This is a genomic window from Flavobacterium sp., assembly GCF_043760115.1.
In the GTDB taxonomy this organism is placed as follows: Bacteria; Bacteroidota; Bacteroidia; order Flavobacteriales; family Flavobacteriaceae; genus Flavobacterium.
Genome location: NZ_JAYUPK010000125.1, coordinates 1 through 15976, shown reverse-complemented (window position 1 = coordinate 15976; position 15976 = coordinate 1). Strand labels below are relative to the sequence as shown.

16 protein-coding genes are annotated in these 15976 nt (G+C 29.7%); 8 read left to right on the top strand and 8 right to left on the bottom strand.

The window, feature by feature from the left end; all coding sequences use genetic code 11:
* Positions 1-226: IS30 family transposase (locus ACH2BC_RS10635; protein ID WP_395053979.1), on the top strand; the 226-nt coding region annotated here is incomplete at its 5' end.
* Positions 227-417: 191 nt separating this feature from the next.
* On the opposite strand, the gene alaS is transcribed toward ACH2BC_RS10635, so the two are convergent.
* Both alaS and ACH2BC_RS10625 read right to left on the bottom strand, forming a co-directional pair.
* Complete coding sequence (gene alaS, locus ACH2BC_RS10630; RefSeq protein ID WP_395053978.1) at positions 418-3066, bottom strand: alanine--tRNA ligase; 2649 nt, start codon at positions 3064-3066, stop codon at positions 418-420.
* A 154-nt stretch (positions 3067-3220) separates the two neighbouring features.
* Positions 3221-3721, bottom strand: a complete 501-nt coding sequence (locus tag ACH2BC_RS10625; protein WP_395053977.1) for a hypothetical protein — start codon at positions 3719-3721, stop codon at positions 3221-3223.
* Positions 3722-3978: 257 nt separating this feature from the next.
* On the opposite strand from ACH2BC_RS10625, the gene ACH2BC_RS10620 reads away from it, so the two are divergent.
* The 5 genes from ACH2BC_RS10620 (at position 3979) to ACH2BC_RS10600 (ending at position 7439) form a co-directional block, all read left to right on the top strand.
* Complete coding sequence (locus tag ACH2BC_RS10620; protein WP_395053976.1) at positions 3979-4956, top strand: M23 family metallopeptidase; 978 nt, start codon at positions 3979-3981, stop codon at positions 4954-4956.
* 222 nt (positions 4957-5178) lie between these two features.
* Positions 5179-5511 carry a MerR family transcriptional regulator gene (locus ACH2BC_RS10615; RefSeq protein ID WP_395053975.1) on the top strand — a complete coding sequence of 111 codons (333 nt, stop codon included), beginning with the start codon at positions 5179-5181 and terminating at the stop codon, positions 5509-5511.
* Positions 5512-5608: 97 nt separating this feature from the next.
* Positions 5609-6211 (top strand): LemA family protein, encoded by a 603-nt coding sequence (locus ACH2BC_RS10610; protein WP_395053974.1) that lies wholly within the window; start codon positions 5609-5611, stop codon positions 6209-6211.
* Positions 6211-6648, top strand: a complete 438-nt coding sequence (locus tag ACH2BC_RS10605) for a TPM domain-containing protein (protein WP_395053973.1) — start codon at positions 6211-6213, stop codon at positions 6646-6648. The genes ACH2BC_RS10610 and ACH2BC_RS10605 overlap by 1 nt, the downstream gene beginning before the upstream one ends.
* Complete coding sequence (locus ACH2BC_RS10600) at positions 6645-7439, top strand: TPM domain-containing protein (protein ID WP_395053972.1); 795 nt, start codon at positions 6645-6647, stop codon at positions 7437-7439. The genes ACH2BC_RS10605 and ACH2BC_RS10600 overlap by 4 nt, the downstream gene beginning before the upstream one ends.
* A 270-nt stretch (positions 7440-7709) precedes the next feature.
* Here ACH2BC_RS10600 and ACH2BC_RS10595 read toward each other — a convergent pair whose 3' ends face one another.
* The 6 genes from ACH2BC_RS10595 to ACH2BC_RS10570 all read right to left on the bottom strand — a co-directional run bounded on the left by ACH2BC_RS10595 (position 7710) and on the right by ACH2BC_RS10570 (position 13450).
* Complete coding sequence (locus ACH2BC_RS10595; protein ID WP_395053971.1) at positions 7710-9368, bottom strand: tetratricopeptide repeat protein; 1659 nt, start codon at positions 9366-9368, stop codon at positions 7710-7712.
* 9 nt (positions 9369-9377) lie between these two features.
* Positions 9378-10298, bottom strand: a complete 921-nt coding sequence (locus ACH2BC_RS10590) for a PstS family phosphate ABC transporter substrate-binding protein (RefSeq protein ID WP_395053970.1) — start codon at positions 10296-10298, stop codon at positions 9378-9380.
* Between the two features lie 225 nt (positions 10299-10523).
* Positions 10524-11324, bottom strand: a complete 801-nt coding sequence (locus tag ACH2BC_RS10585) for an energy transducer TonB (protein ID WP_395053969.1) — start codon at positions 11322-11324, stop codon at positions 10524-10526.
* A 19-nt stretch (positions 11325-11343) separates the two neighbouring features.
* Positions 11344-11907 carry an ExbD/TolR family protein gene (locus ACH2BC_RS10580; RefSeq protein WP_395053968.1) on the bottom strand — a complete coding sequence of 188 codons (564 nt, stop codon included), beginning with the start codon at positions 11905-11907 and terminating at the stop codon, positions 11344-11346.
* Between the two features lie 36 nt (positions 11908-11943).
* Positions 11944-12585, bottom strand: a complete 642-nt coding sequence (locus ACH2BC_RS10575; RefSeq protein ID WP_395053967.1) for an ExbD/TolR family protein — start codon at positions 12583-12585, stop codon at positions 11944-11946.
* A gap of 49 nt (positions 12586-12634) precedes the next feature.
* Positions 12635-13450 carry a MotA/TolQ/ExbB proton channel family protein gene (locus ACH2BC_RS10570; protein ID WP_395053966.1) on the bottom strand — a complete coding sequence of 272 codons (816 nt, stop codon included), beginning with the start codon at positions 13448-13450 and terminating at the stop codon, positions 12635-12637.
* A gap of 375 nt (positions 13451-13825) precedes the next feature.
* On the opposite strand from ACH2BC_RS10570, the gene ACH2BC_RS10565 reads away from it, so the two are divergent.
* Both ACH2BC_RS10565 and ACH2BC_RS10560 read left to right on the top strand, forming a co-directional pair.
* Entirely contained in the window at positions 13826-15337 is a 1512-nt protein-coding gene (locus ACH2BC_RS10565; protein WP_395053965.1) for a helicase HerA-like domain-containing protein, read from the top strand.
* Between the two features lie 134 nt (positions 15338-15471).
* Complete coding sequence (locus tag ACH2BC_RS10560; RefSeq protein WP_395053964.1) at positions 15472-15837, top strand: cupin domain-containing protein; 366 nt, start codon at positions 15472-15474, stop codon at positions 15835-15837.
* Positions 15838-15976 lie beyond the last annotated feature (139 nt).

Sequence of the window (15976 nt, the reverse complement as noted above, 5' to 3'; positions counted from 1 at the left end):
TATCGATTTTTATTTTGCAAATCCATACAGTCCTTGGGAACGAGGCGCAAATGAAAACCTAAACGGACTTTTAAGGCAATATATTCCTAAGTCAAGTTCCTTTGAAGAATTAACAGACGAAAAATTATATGGAATACAAGAAAAAATTAACAATAGACCAAGAAAAAAATTTAATTTTGAATCACCAAATTATATGTTTAACCAAAAAGTTGCATTTGTAACTTGAATTCAGCACTTAATTTAAATCTTAAGATACAAATATAACATAAATACCATTATACTATATAATTAATTTAAAATAAATACCATAAAATTAAAGTATTAGTTTAAAATAAATACCATAAATACAAAAAAAGCAATTCGAATGGTTGTTAAAACCCATTCAAATTGCTTTTAATTATGAAATAGAATGTTGTTTTACTTCACAAAATCAACAGCTTTTTCTAAAGCTTCCTTAATTCCGTTAACATTTTTTCCTTTTCCAGATGCAAAAAATGGTTGTCCGCCACCATTTCCATCAATATAGTTGGATAATTCTCTAATTACATTTCCTGCATTTAATGATTTTTCGGTAACTAATTCTTTAGAAATATAACAATGAATATTTGGTGTTTCGTCTTCAATTGATGCTAAAAAAACAAACGAATTTGGTTTAGAACTTCCTATTGCTTGAGTTAAATCTTTAGTCGAATTCATTGATAAATCAACTTGTTTTGATAGAAAATTAATGCCATTTATTTCTTGAAATTCTAACAGTAAATTATTTTTTAATACTTCAATTTTCTCTTTCAATAATTGTTCAATTTGTTTTTTCAATTTCGAATTATCATCTTGTAATGAAGTAACCGATTTCAAAACATCTTGTGGATTTTTTAATGTTTCTTTTATTTCGGTTAAGGTGTTTTCTTGATTCTGATAGAAATCCTTAACTGCATCACCAGTAATTGCTTCAATTCTGCGAATTCCTGCTGCAACTGCGCCTTCAGAAATTATTTTGAAATGCCAAATTTCGGATGTGTTTTTCACATGAATTCCTCCACATAATTCTTTGCTTTCGCCAAATTCTATCATTCGAACTGAATCTCCATATTTTTCACCAAACAATGCCATTGCGCCTTTTTCTAAAGCATCTTTTATTGGAATATTTCTATGTTCTACTAATTGTAGTTGTGTTTCAATTTGATTATTTACACTTGCTTCAACTTGACGTAATTCATCATCAGAAACTTTAGAAAAATGAGAGAAATCAAAACGTAAATAATTTGGATTTACCAACGAACCTTTTTGCTCAACATGAGTTCCCAAAATGTTTCGTAATGCCAAATGCATTAAATGTGTAGCTGAGTGATTTTTAGATGTTGACGTTCTCAAATTGGTGTTTACTTTGGCTACAAATTCAGCTTCAATATTTTCAGGCAAACTTTTAGCATAATGAATAATTAAGTTATTTTCCTTTTTAGTATCAATAATTTCGATTGATCCTTCTCCTTTGGAGAAGGTTGGGATGAGGATTCCTTTATCGCCAACTTGTCCGCCACCTTCTGGGTAAAATGGAGTGTTGTTTAAAACTATTTGGTATAAAATTCCGTCTTTCTTAGAATCTACTTTTCTAATTCTAGTAATTTTTACTTCGTTTTCTGTTTTATCATAACCTATAAATGTTTCGACGTTTCCAGGAATTAAAACCGACCAATCTTCTGTTGAAACTTCACTTGCTGCTCGAGAACGCTTTTTTTGTTCTTGCATTGATGCTTCAAATTCAGTTTCGTTGAAAGACATGTTTTTTTCTTTCAAGATTAAAGCAGTTAAATCTTTAGGAAACCCGAAAGTATCATATAATTCGAATGCTTTTACTCCAGAAACTTCTTTGGCTTTAGTTTGAGCAATTACGTTATCTAATAATTGCAAACCTTGATCTAAAGTACGTAAAAAAGAGGATTCTTCTTCACGAATTACATTGGTTACCAATTGTTGTTGCGATTTTATTTCTGGGAAAAATTCGCCAATTTGGTTTGCTAAAACTTCAACCAATTTATAAATAAAAGGTTCTTTGGTATCTAAAAAAGTAAATCCGTAACGAATAGCGCGACGCAAAATCCTGCGAATTACATAACCTGCGCCAGTGTTAGATGGTAATTGTCCGTCGGCAATTGCAAATGCTACCGCACGAACGTGATCTACAATTACACGAATTGCGATGTTTGTTTTTTCTTCTTGTATGGACAAGTCGCGTACGGAATTGGAACTATATTTAAATCCTGTAATTTGTTCTAATTTTTCAATAAGTGGTGTAAAAACATCAGTATCATAATTAGAGGTTACGTTTTGTAACGCCATACAAAGTCGTTCAAATCCCATTCCTGTGTCTACATGTTGTGCAGGCAATTTTTCTAATGAACCATCGGCTTTACGGTTGAATTCCATAAAAACATTATTCCAAATTTCTACTACTTGAGGATGATCATTATTGACTAAACTTTTTCCAGAAATTTTTAATTTTTCTTCTGGAGTTCTTATGTCTACATGAATTTCTGAACATGGACCACATGGACCTTGATCGCCCATTTCCCAAAAATTATCTTTTTTATTTCCTAGAATAATTCGGTCTTCGCTGATTAAATTTTTCCAAATGTCCCAAGCTTCTTGGTCAAAAGGAACGTTGTCTTCCTTGCTTCCTTCAAATACTGAAACGTATAAATTTTCTTTTGGAATTTTATATACTTCAGTCAATAATTCCCAAGCCCAATTGATGGCATCTTTTTTAAAATAATCGCCAAACGACCAATTGCCAAGCATTTCAAACATGGTGTGATGATAAGTATCAAAACCTACATCTTCAAGATCGTTATGTTTTCCTGAAACGCGAAGGCATTTTTGTGTGTCGGCAATTCGGTTGCTTTTTGGCGTTCCGTTTCCTAGAAAGTATTCCTTGAATTGCGCCATTCCAGAGTTATTGAACATCAATGTTGGATCGTTCTTTAAAACTATTGGCGCTGATGGAACTATTAAATGTCCTTTAGATTGAAAGAAGTCTAGAAATTGTTTGCGTATTTGTTGTGATGTCATTATTTATGTTTTTGGAATTTGCTGATTGCAAAGACACAAAGGTTATTTTTTATTAGTTATCGTTTTTATAAAAATCATGAGTAGATTATTTAAACCATTAAGATATTAAGAAAATTAAGAATTGTAATATTCTTATAGAGTTTAACCATGTTTTTTAATTTTCTTTTATATTTTCGCTAATCAATAAAAGTTTAGAATCTTTTTTCTCATTTATTTTTACATTATTTATTTCAATTCCTTCTGCTGTAATTTTTCCATAAAGTTTTCTTTTTGGAATTGTATCATTTTTATTTTTTGAAACTTCAACAGGACAATAATCGCAAACTATTTCTGTTAATTCGATTTTAGTTTCATCATTTTCTTTAATAATTATTCCTTTATAATAGTAAAAACCTCCATCAGATGATGAATATAAAGTTTTATTTCCTATTATAGATAATGGAGTTCTATCAAGAAAAACACTGTCATTTTTTATTTTTAATATATTCCTATGAAACCATTTTTGGCTAGGATTTTGAAAATCTGTATTAGTTTTATTTCCGTTATCATCGGTATTCCACATAATTGGTTCGTAACCAACATAGACTTCTTGATTTATTTTTTTAGAACAACTCCAAGATGAAATAATCAAAAAAAACAAACAAAATGTTTTCATATTTTTCTTTTTATAACTTTTACTATTTATTTTCACTCAATACACTTTGTCTTTTAGCCCTGATTGTAGTGTAAATCATCTTTGCCAAAGTTTAAAACTTTGGCAAAGATATTGAAACGGAAAGCAGGAATTACTTAACTAGAAATGCCCAAAATATTTGCTCCTAAAAAATAGGATACTTGGAAACATTTCTTAAATTTGTTGATATAACAACTGTGTGTTTAAATTTGTGCCACAAAAATAGTGTATTTTAAGAAATGTCGAAAGTAAAATATTATTACGATTCTGAAAATTTAGCTTATCGAAAGATTAAGCCAAAAAAAGGTCGAAAATTGGGTTATTTTGCGTTGTTTTTATTGGCATCAGCTTTGTTTGGTTTTTTATGCTTTGTGTTGTTGATGAATTTTCCATATTTTGTTACTCCGAGAGATAAAATTCAGGCAACTGAAATTGAAAAAATGAAGTTAAAATATGCCATTTTAAATAAGAAAATCAATGACTTAGACGAAGTTTTGGCCAACGTTGAAGATAGAGATAATAACTTGTATAGAACGTTTTTTAACGCTTCGCCAATTGCAAATAGCGATAGAAAAAAAGGTTTTATTGATGCCGATAGATATAAAGAATTGGAAGGTTTTAATAATTCGGACTTGGTAATTAGCACTTCGAAACGTGTTGATATGATTACGAAACAATTGGCAATTCAATCGAAATCTCTAGATGAAATTTTGGGTTTGGCTAAGGCAAAAGATAAATTATTAAGTGCAATTCCGGCAATTCAACCTGTGAAAAATGAAGACTTAAGGCGAATGGCATCTGGATTTGGATTTAGAAGTGATCCGTTTACAAAGGTTAGAAAAATGCATGAAGGCATGGATTTTACGGCTCAAAGTGGTACTCCAATTTATGCAACTGGCGATGGTGTTGTAAAAAGTGCTGACAATTCGTTGTCTGGTTATGGAAATCATATAGAAATTACACACGGATTTGGTTATTTAACTTTGTATGCGCATTTAAGTAAATATAATGTTAGTACAGGACAAAGCGTGAAACGTGGCGATATTATTGGGTTTGTTGGAAGTACAGGACGAAGTGAAGCGCCACATTTACATTATGAAGTTCATAAAGATGGAACTGTGGTGAATCCGATAAATTTTTATTACGGAAACATTTCGGCTGCTGAATATGTTGCTATTGCTAAAATTGCTAATCAGGAGAATCAGTCGTTGGACTAGTGATTTGTTGTGGGTTTTGGGTTGTGAGTTTTGAGTTTTGAGTTTTGAGTTGTGAGTTTTGAATTGTTTAAGATTTGAAAATTATTTAAAAATTGATTTTTGAAGTTGATATTGATTTTTGAAGTTGAAATTGAATTTTGAAGTTGAAATTGATTTTTGAAGTTGAAATTGATTTTTGAAGTTGAAATTGATTTTTGAAGTTGAAATTGTTATTGTAAAATTATGCACATAGAATTATCTAAAGATAAATTGTATTTTAGTATTGGTGAAATTGCCGATGCGTTTGATGTTAATGCGTCCTTAATTCGTTTTTGGGATAAGGAATTTGACATCTTAAAACCTAAGAAAAATGCCAAAGGAAACAGAATGTTTACGCAAGAAGATGTAAAGAACTTGAAACTTATTTATCACTTGGTTAAAGAACGTGGTTTTACACTTGATGGTGCAAAAACTCATTTAAAAGAAGGTCAGAAAAAAACCTTAGATAAATTTGAAATTATTAGTAAACTAGAATCGGTTAGGGCACAATTATTGAGTATTAAGAATTCGATTTGAGTTAGTATTCAAATTAAAAATAAAATAAAACCTAAAAATAAAACAAATTAATTATTAACAGAATCTGAAATAAATTCAGATTAAAAAATTAGAAATTATGAGAAAATGGTTATTACCAATTGGTATATTAGTAGTTTTAGTATTGTTGGGAATGTCATCGTATAATGGACTTGTTGGTGTTCAAGCTGACACAAAAACTGCTTGGTCAAAAGTTGAAAGTTCTTATCAAAGAAGAAATGATCTTATTGGAAATTTAGTAAAAACTGTTCAAGGTGCAGCAGATTTTGAAAAAGGTACTCTAACTGCTGTTATTGAAGCTAGAGCTAAAGCAACATCTGTAACTATTGATCCAACAAATATAACACCTGAACAGTTAGCACAATTTCAACAAGCACAATCTGGACTAACTTCCTCTTTATCAAGACTATTAGTTTCTGTAGAACAATATCCTACATTAACTGCAACACAAGGATTTAGAGAATTACAATCACAAATTGAAGGCACAGAAAATAGAATTAATGTAGAAAGAGATAGATTTAATGATGCTGCAAATATTTACGATAAAAAAACTAGAAGTTTTCCTAGTGTGATTTTCGCGAAAATATTTGGTTTTGGAGAAATTGCAAGATTTAAAGCTGATGCAGGTGCAGAAAAAGCTCCAGATGTAGAATTTAATTTTGATAAAAAAGAAACTAAATAATGTCTAAAGTAGAAGATTTTTTAACTAAAGCCGAAGAAATAGAAGTAGTTGAAGCTATTCGAATGGCTGAAAAAAATACTTCTGGTGAAATTCGTATCCATTTAGAAAAAAGAACAGACATTGCTCCAATTGAAAGAGCAATGGCTGTTTTTCACGAATTAAAAATGGATGAAACACAACTTAGAAATGGTGTAATTATTTACGTTGCTGTAAAAAGTAAACAATTTGCAATTTATGGTGACAAAGGTATAAATGATAAAGTAAATAAAGACTTTTGGAATATTACCAAGGATATTATGGTTGGTCATTTTAAAAATGGTGCCAATAAACTAGCTATAGTAGAAGGAATTAATTCTACAGGTGAGCAACTCAAAAAACACTTCCCATTTGACGATAATGATATCGATGAACTTTCTAATGAAATATCAAAAGGATGAAACAGCTAGTTTTTAAAACAATAAAATTCTTTTTGATAACATTTTTATTCTTGTTTACTCAACTTGTATTATCACAAATAAAAATTCCTGAAAAACCATCTTTTATACCTCCAATAATTGATAGTACTAAAACATTATCTGAATCTGAAATTAAAATTTTATATGATAAATTAAAAGTTTATTCAGAAGGTACATCTACTGAAATTTTTGTAATGATTGTTCCAACCACTCAAGGAGAAGAAATTGCAAGATATGCAACTGAATTAGGTCAAAAATGGCAAATTGGTCAAAAAGGTAAAGACAATGGAATTATTTTTCTTATTTCGAAAAATGATAGAAAAATGACCATCCAAACTGGTTATGGAACAGAACATTTACTTACAGATGCGCTTTCTAGAAGAATTATTGAACTGGTTGTAAAACCTTCATTTAAAGAAAATCGATATTTTGAAGGAATTGATAATGGTACAAATGCCATCTTCAAAATAATGAAAGGTGAATATAAAAATGACAAGAAAAAATCAAATGAAGGTTATGGTTCTTTACTATTCTTTTTAATAATTTTTATAGTTATATTTTTTATTGCTTTTAAAAATAAAGGAGGAGGAAACTCTGGAAACAATTCTGGTGGTGGACCAAGTTTATTAGATATTATTATTTTAAGTAGTATGGGTAGAAGTTCTGGTGGAGGAAGTTTTGGTGAAGGTTTTGGAGGTTCTTCTGGCGGAGGTTTTGGAGGATTTGGTGGTGGTGGAAGTTTTGGTGGAGGTGGAGCAAGTGGAGATTGGTAGAAGATTATGGTTTATTATTTGTTAATAATAACCTTTATTTTATTTTTCAAATTAATACAATAAGAATAAAACATATTATTATAGTAACTAAAAATTTAAAACCACGTATTCCTGTTAAATATAAATCTTAACTTTTAACAATAAAAAACTCGTTTAGTTTTAAAGCTAAACGAGTTTTTAAATTTATTTTTTCTTCTTTACTTTTTTCACAACTTTAGGTTTAGTTGTTGGAGTAGTAGAAGGTTTTACAGGCATTGTGGGTTCCGAAGTTCATTTCAACGACTTAATAGCATCATTTGCGTAAGCATTTGTTGGATCTATTGCTAGCGTTTTAGTAAAATTTTCTTTAGCTTTTACTTTATCAGTATTGGCATAATTTGCTCCGATATTGTTATATGATTCCGTTAATTTAGTTTTATTTTTTTCAATTTCTTCTGGAGTTTTTAAAAGTATCAAATCAACAAATTTTTGATAATTTACAGCCATAACGTCATCTTTATCTAAAGAATTATTGATTCTAGCTTTATATAAAAACGCCTCTTGATAGGTTGGAGATGCATTTATAACATTATCCATTGCAACATCAGCTTTCTCTAAACTTATTTTATCAATAGATTTAGCATCTTTACCTCGGTTTAATAAATAAACACAAATTCCGTAATAATTATTATCTTCAAGATAATTTTTAGAGTTAGGATTACTAATTGCTATTTCAAAAATACCTGCTGCAACATCATACGATTTTTGTGTAAAATATCCTTTACCAATTTCATTCAATGCATTAGCAAGATTTGGTTCCATTTCTACTGCTTTTTTTATTTGAGCAATACCAGAATTATATAAAGTTACATCTGCAATTTTAGCATCAGCTCCAACCGATTTTTTTACAAATGCCAATCCTAAATAATAATAATCGCCAGCAATAACTTTTCCTCCTTTAGAAATATAATCGTTTAAAGCAGTAATCGCAGCTTCATTATTTCCGTTTTCGTATGCAGAATAACCTAAATAACGAAGTATTCTTGGATTTACTTTATCCAATTTTTTCATTTCATTAGCTTCAACTTCAAGCGCTTTATAATCTTTTGCAAGAATTAAAAAATCGGCATGACGCATTCTAGAAGACAAAGAATAATCTGTCAAAGACATATATTTTTCGTAAAAACCTAACGATTTTTTAATGTATTCTTCATAATTTACATTTTTATTGTTGGCCCAATAATAATGAGTTTCTGCTAATTCTCTATAAACTGGACCATAATTAGGATCAATTTTTATTACCTCATTATAAGATTCTACAGCTTTATCATATTGCTTTGCACCTTTTAACAAAACACCCAATTGCATTTTAGCTCTAATTAAAGAACTGTCAGTTTGGTAAGCACTTCTGTAGGCAGAATAAGCTTCGTTTTGGTTTTTATCTCCATAAAGTGCGTCACCAAGAGCCAATTGTACATTAGCGTCATTAGGATTAGCCAATTTTGCTTTAGTTAACACTGCAATAGCACTTTTATAATCTGGCTTATCAGCATTCATGTATGCTTTTGCAACATAAATGTACTCTTCAACATCTTTCTTTTTTACATCTTTAAGTACCATATCAAATTTTGCTTTGGCACTAGCAACATCATCTTTATTCAAATCTAATTGACCAAGTCCAATTGAATTAAATTTTCCACCATCTGGAGATGATAAACCTTTATCAAAATAAATTTTGGCTGAATCATCAACTTTTTGAGTCAAATAAATTGTACCCAATAAAAAGGTAGCTTTTCCAGAACTCTTAGTTTGAATAATACTTTTCAACATTGACTTTGCTTTGTCATACTGTTCAGCATCAATTGCTTTTTTTGCTTGATTCAAATCTTGTGCCTGACTTACTGATGCTACAGCAATCATTGCTAAACTTAAACTTTTTAATGTATTCATCGTTTTAATTTATTTCTTAATTTCTATTTGATTTCTAATAATAATATTTCTGCTTGGTTCACGTATTGGAGCTAATCCAGATTGTAATAAAATTCTTTGTCCAATTTCTCCAGCTATAAATGATGCAAATCCCATTCCTAAACCTTCGTAACCTTGACAATTGATAATATACAAAACGCGTGCCAAAGGATATTTTCTTGTTGCAATGCTCTCTTGAGAAGGATAATTATAATTTCCTTTATCGTCTTTTACATACATAACAGAAATAGTGTCAATATATTGTTTCATTTCGGGTTTAGATTGTGACAACCAGTTTAATCCAACAACTCCAATCATTCCATCATTAGTAGCAATATGTTTTAAAACTTCATCATTAGTACTAAATGAAAAAATACCATTTTTTGGTAATTCTTTTACGCCTGCTAATTCGCAAATTAAACGAACAGAACTAGAATTTGGATTGTCAAAAACCAATCCTTTTATGGTGTTTTTTTGTCCTTTTACAAAGTTTATAACGTCAACTAATGCAATTAAAGTATCGTTTGTAGATTTTTTTTTAATAAATGTTAAGGCATCAATAGCGAAAGGAGTTACTACAGGATTTATTTTCTTTTGCTTAAAAAAAGCCAATTCATTTTTATTTAATTTTCTCGATAAAACAATAATATCTGCTTCGCCTTTAGATAATGATAAAATACTTTCTTTTTCTGATCTAGCAATCAAATTAATTTTTGCTTTATAATGCGCTTCAAAAACTGTTTTAAAATCTTCTATAATTGGCACCAAAGTTTCATCAACTAGTAAATTAGTTTTACCAGAAATTATAGTTTCGGCATCATTTTGATCTTTTACTGTTTTATTGCAGGCAAAGAAAGTAAAAATCAGAATAAAAGAAACAATAAATATCGATTTTATGTGACTACTCTTCATCATTATTTGTTTTTAATAATCTTAGAAATCGTATAAAAGCATAAACTATTAATAAAATACCTAAAGCAATTCTGTATAGTAATGGCATTTTATAGGGTAACTTTTCCCAGAAAATAATTGCCAGTCCAAATGTTAAATAAATCAAAAAAAACAAAATTCCTATAAACAGAAGAAATCGCTCTTTAAGCGATTTCTTCTTGAAGTTTTCAATTAAATTTGAAAGCATTATTCTTCTGGAGTTTGTATTGTAATAGGAATTACATAGGAACATCTTACTTTTTTACCATTTTGTTCTGCTGGAGTCCAACGTGGCGATTTTCTAAGTACTCTTTCTGCTTCTTGCTTTGTACCAAAACCAATATCTTTTAATACTTTAATATCTGTTAAGGTTCCATCTTTTTCTACTACGAAAGAAACAGTAACTCTTCCATTTAAACCTGGTTCATCTGGTGGTGTAAATGTATTTTTCACAAAATTATAAAACTTTGCAATTCCACCAGGAAACTCTGGTTTTACTTCAAGTCCAGCAGAATTATAAATTTTATTATCATCTTCCACAACTTCTTGTTGTTTTGGTCCATCATCAATTGGTCCTGGTTGTAAATCGGCATTTTCATCTCCTTCTATATCTTTTTTACCAAGATTTTGATCTTTTATTTCTTCAATTTTTTTTATTTCTTCCACCACATCATCTGTCTTAGCCACAACTGGCTTCACAAATTTTACAACGTCTTGTTTTGGTGGTGGTGGTGGCGGTGGTTTTAAATCTTCTTTAGGTTTTTCTTCTTTTGGTGGCAATTTAACTGTAGTAACTTTTTGGTTTATTGTTAGATCATCTGAAGAATCTGGTATTAAACTGAGCAATAATGGAGTTGCAACTGCTAAAGAAAAAATAAAAGCACCGATTATGAAAGCACGCACATTAGTTTTAGTATTTTTTTTACGTAAATCGTATGCACCATAACTTTTATTTCGTCCTTCAAAAACAAGCTCTAACCATTTACTATTTAATAAATCTAGTTTCATTTTTATGTGTTTTATTAAATTATTTAGTAATATCTGCTATTAATGTTTTTTCTTCTGGAGAAAAATCATTTACAATTGCATAAGTATCTACTTTTGAAATTACCATTTCATCAAGTATATCAACTAAATTTCTATAGTTAGATTTAGATGTAGGTTTTATAATAACTATTAAACCTTTTTTTAAATTACCTGTTACTTGAGGTACAGATTGTACTCTATCTAGTAATATTTTTCTAATTCCATCTTTTCCGTAACTTGTATTTTGAGGTTTCCCATTAGCTTCTGGAGCTTCAAGTAAACCATGATACCATTTAATGGCATTATTTTTACCCAAAATTACCGTTACAGTCCTTCTTTGGTCAGTTTTTACAGGTGGAATCGGATCATCTATATCATCTTTAGCAGGTAAACCCAAAGGCATAGATTGTGGCTTTGATAACGATGTAGTCAACATAAAGAAAGTAATCAACAAGAATGCCAAATCTACCATTGCAGTTAAATCTACAGTAGAATTTTGTTTTTTACTTCTTACTTTGCCACCGCCTTTTTTACCACCGCCATCGTCGGTATTTAATTGAGCCATTTTATTATTTTTTTATAAAATTAAATAATTTAGATATTAATTTTTAGGTCTGGCTCTTAAACCAGTAACCAAACTAAAATTATTAATATCTTGATCTTGTAAAATATCCATAATTTTTCTTATTTGTGGATATTCTTGTTGAGCGTCACCTTTAATTGCAAAATTCAACTGACCTCTTTTGTCAATTAAATCCATATCTGCATTAGCTTGACGTACTGTGTAAATCCAATCTTTCAATTGATTGTTTAATGAATCAAGAGGAATTCCTGCTTGAACACCAGTTTTATTTCTATCTGCACTTTTCATTTTTATAACACTGCTTAAATCCTGCATTGGAGCACCAAACTCTTCAATAAGCGCAAACTGAGCTGATTCTTCTGGAGAAAACTTTATACCATATTTATCTTCCATAAGTTTAAGTGTACTAGCACGAATATCTCTGTCTTTGATACCCATAAACACTTTATTTTTATCTGCATCTTTACCAACAGTTAATGTTATTAAACCAGTTTCTGGCAATTTAGTTTGTACTGTTGATGCTGGAGTTACTACTGGCAATGCCTCTGGCTGTTTGGCAGTAGCTGTTAAAATGAAGAAAGTAAGCAAAAGAAAAGCCACATCACACATTGCTGTCATGTCTATTGATGCTGCATTTTTTCTAGTTTTTATTTTTGCCATCTTTTTTTAATTAATTATTTTGATTATAAAATTATAAATCAAAAAAATATTATTTTAAACTTCCTCTTAAACGTCTGTAAGTATTTACAATTGTAGTTCCAGCTTCGTCAATAGAATACGTTAATGTATCAATTTTAGAAGTAAAGAAATTATACATTACAATTGCTAATGCAGAAGTTGCAATACCAGTTGCTGTATTAATAAGTGCTTCAGAAATACCAGTTGCTAGTGCAGCTTGATCTGGAGTTCCTGCACTTGCAAGAGCACCAAACGCTTTAATCATACCAGAAACCGTTCCTAATAATCCACCTAAAGTTCCTAGTGAAACTAAAGTTGATAAAATAGTCATGTGTTTTTCTAACATTGGCATTTCTAATGTTGTAGCTTCTTCAATTTCTTTGTGAATCATTTCTGATGCTTCTTCACTATTAAATCCTTCTTTTTTAACATCTTGATATTTAACTAATGCCGATTTTATAGCATTTGCTACAGAACCTTGTTGTTTGTCGCAAGCATCAATTGCATCTTCCATGTTTCCAGAAGAAATGTGAGACTGTACTTTTTTCATAAAAGTATCTAAATTTCCTTTTCCGCCTGCTTTTGAAATAACTAAAAATCTTTCTAAAGAAAATACTATTACCATTAATAACATTCCTAATAATATTGGAACAATAAATCCACCTCTGTAAACCATACCAAGTGTATTCAAAGGATGACCTTTATCGATATCGCCACCTTCAAAGTTTGAAGCTGCTCCCATAAGAAACTTCCAAACAAGAGTTCCAACTAAAATACATGCAACAATGATAATTCCGGTAACCATTCCTCCACCGTTTGATCCATTTTCTTTTTTAACGTTTGCCATTTTTCTAAAATTTAATAGTTTTTAATAATTTATACTAGTTAGGTTTTTAATAAACTTGAATAGAGCAAATTTAATTTTTTACTTCAAATAAAAAAACTTTTTTTACTTTTTATAACATTCACTTAACTCAAAATTACAGATGTGTAAACAAAAGACGTGATTAGTAATAATTTAGCATAAAAATTGAATTTATTTTTACTTTAAAAAAAATATACTTGTAAGGTAATAACGTTGTTTTTAATATAATGTTATATACAATTGTTAAAATTTTAAACTAATGTACAATTTTAATTAACAAAGTTGTTGATTTAAATTAAAATAATATTCAAAAATACTATCTTGCGTTTGTTATAAATTACAATCCAATCAAATTTTATGAGCAATAAAGAAAATTTTATACAATATATTAATGAAGGTTATACTTCTAAAGGTGAAAGTATTCTTCTTGGCGCAGCAATGCTAGATGGAGAACCAATTAGTGAAACTGCTGTAAAAATTCCATTAAAAACATTAAACCGTCACGGATTAATTGCTGGTGCAACTGGAACTGGAAAAACCAAAACCATTCAAGTAGTATCTGAACAATTATCATCTTTTGGAATTCCTGTTTTAATGATGGATATAAAAGGTGATTTTTCTGGAATTGCAAAAGAAGGTGAAGAAAAAGCGTTTATTACAGAACGTCATGCAAAAATTAATATTCCATATAAAACAGCAGCATTTCCTGTAGAATTGATGACTTTATCTGATCAAAATGGTGTTCGATTACGAGCTACAATATCTGAATTTGGCCCTGTTTTATTCTCAAGAATACTAAATTTAAACGATACGCAATCTGGAGTTGTTTCTGTAATTTTTAAATATTGTGACGATAAAAAAATGCCTCTTTTAGATTTAAAAGACATTAAAAAAGTCCTTAATTATATAACCGAAGAAGGAAAAGACGAAATATCTGAAGAATATGGAAAAATTTCGACCGCAACAACTGGAACAATTCTGAGAAAAATTATTGAACTGGAACAACAAGGTGGCGATATCTTTTTTGGAGAAAAATCATTTGAAATTGATGATTTACTTCGCATAGATGAAAACGGAAAAGGATACATTAATATAATACGTTTAACCGACATTCAAGATAAACCAAAACTATTCTCGACTTTTATGTTGAGTTTGCTGGCAGAAATTTATCAGCAAATGCCTGAAAAAGGAGATGTTGAACAACCAGAATTAGTCCTATTTATTGACGAAGCACATTTAATTTTTGACGAAGCAAGTAAAGCATTATTGGATCAAATTGAAACTATTATAAAACTAATTCGTTCTAAAGGTATTGGTGTTTACTTTGTAACTCAAAACCCTATGGATATTCCTAAAGGCGTTTTGGCACAATTGGGATTGAAAATTCAACATGCATTGAGAGCTTTTACAGCAAATGACAGGCAAGCAATTAATCAAACTGCCGATAATTATCCAACATCTGACTATTATAAAACCGAAGAAGTTTTAACTTCACTTGGAATTGGAGAAGCATTGGTTACAGCATTAAACGAAAAAGGAATTCCAACGCCATTAGCAGCAACAATGCTTCGTGCGCCAATGAGTAGAATGGATATTTTAAATGACAGCGAAATTTCTGATATAAATATTAAATCAAAATTAGTAAAAAAATATCAAGAAGAAATTGACAGAGAAAGTGCTTATGAAATTTTAACTAAAAAAATTGAAGAAGCTACAATTCAAGCGCAAGAACAAGAAGAAGAACAACCTAGAAAAAGCAACGAACCAAGTACAGCCGAAGTTATTGGAAAATCTGTTACTAAAGTTGTCACTAGTGCTAGTTTTATTCGTGGGGTTTTTGGGGTTTTGATGAAGATATTTAAGAAATAGATTTTCGCCACCAAGTCACTAAGACACTAAGATTCTATAAATAAAAAGTTTGAAACTTATAATCTTAATTACATAGTATCTTAGCAAATTAAAAAATAAAATTAAAATTTTGCGCCTTCGCGCCTTTGCGGCAAATGAAAAAATACCTAATACAAAAAACACCTTTCGTAGTTCCAACAACTGATGGAAAATTAATTGAGGAACATCACGGAATTCCGACCACAGGAAATAAAAATATTTCTATTGCTCATATGATTGCGCCACCAAAATGGAGTGAACCATTTCAAACACCAGAGTTTGAAGAATACACTTATATTATTTCTGGGAAAAAGCAATTTATAATTGAGGATGAAGTTATAATTCTAGAAACTGGACAATCTATTAAAATTGAAGCCAATACTAGAGTTCAATATTCTAATCCGTTTGATGAACCTTGCGAATATATTGCTATTTGTACACCAGCTTTTGATTTTGAGAAAGTACATAGAGAAAATAATTAAATTTCAACTTTAAAAATCAACTTCAAAAATCAACTTCAAAAATCAACATCAAAAATCAACTTTAAAAATCAACTTCAAAAATCAACTTCAAAAATCAACTTCAAAAATCAACTTCAAAAATCAACTTCAAAAATCAACT

Bases quoted from the DNA above. Each gene is read 5' to 3' on its own strand.
- alaS (WP_395053978.1), bottom strand. From the start codon at position 3,066: ATGACATCACAACAAATACGCAAACAATTTCTAGACTTCTTTCAATCT.
- ACH2BC_RS10625 (WP_395053977.1), bottom strand. From the start codon at position 3,721: ATGAAAACATTTTGTTTGTTTTTTTTGATTATTTCATCTTGGAGTTGT.
- ACH2BC_RS10620 (WP_395053976.1), top strand. From the start codon at position 3,979: ATGTCGAAAGTAAAATATTATTACGATTCTGAAAATTTAGCTTATCGA.
- ACH2BC_RS10615 (WP_395053975.1), top strand. From the start codon at position 5,179: ATGCACATAGAATTATCTAAAGATAAATTGTATTTTAGTATTGGTGAA.
- ACH2BC_RS10610 (WP_395053974.1), top strand. From the start codon at position 5,609: ATGAGAAAATGGTTATTACCAATTGGTATATTAGTAGTTTTAGTATTG.
- ACH2BC_RS10605 (WP_395053973.1), top strand. From the start codon at position 6,211: ATGTCTAAAGTAGAAGATTTTTTAACTAAAGCCGAAGAAATAGAAGTA.
- ACH2BC_RS10600 (WP_395053972.1), top strand. From the start codon at position 6,645: ATGAAACAGCTAGTTTTTAAAACAATAAAATTCTTTTTGATAACATTT.
- ACH2BC_RS10595 (WP_395053971.1), bottom strand. From the start codon at position 9,368: ATGAATACATTAAAAAGTTTAAGTTTAGCAATGATTGCTGTAGCATCA.
- ACH2BC_RS10590 (WP_395053970.1), bottom strand. From the start codon at position 10,298: ATGAAGAGTAGTCACATAAAATCGATATTTATTGTTTCTTTTATTCTG.
- ACH2BC_RS10585 (WP_395053969.1), bottom strand. From the start codon at position 11,324: ATGAAACTAGATTTATTAAATAGTAAATGGTTAGAGCTTGTTTTTGAA.
- ACH2BC_RS10580 (WP_395053968.1), bottom strand. From the start codon at position 11,907: ATGGCTCAATTAAATACCGACGATGGCGGTGGTAAAAAAGGCGGTGGC.
- ACH2BC_RS10575 (WP_395053967.1), bottom strand. From the start codon at position 12,585: ATGGCAAAAATAAAAACTAGAAAAAATGCAGCATCAATAGACATGACA.
- ACH2BC_RS10570 (WP_395053966.1), bottom strand. From the start codon at position 13,450: ATGGCAAACGTTAAAAAAGAAAATGGATCAAACGGTGGAGGAATGGTT.
- ACH2BC_RS10565 (WP_395053965.1), top strand. From the start codon at position 13,826: ATGAGCAATAAAGAAAATTTTATACAATATATTAATGAAGGTTATACT.
- ACH2BC_RS10560 (WP_395053964.1), top strand. From the start codon at position 15,472: ATGAAAAAATACCTAATACAAAAAACACCTTTCGTAGTTCCAACAACT.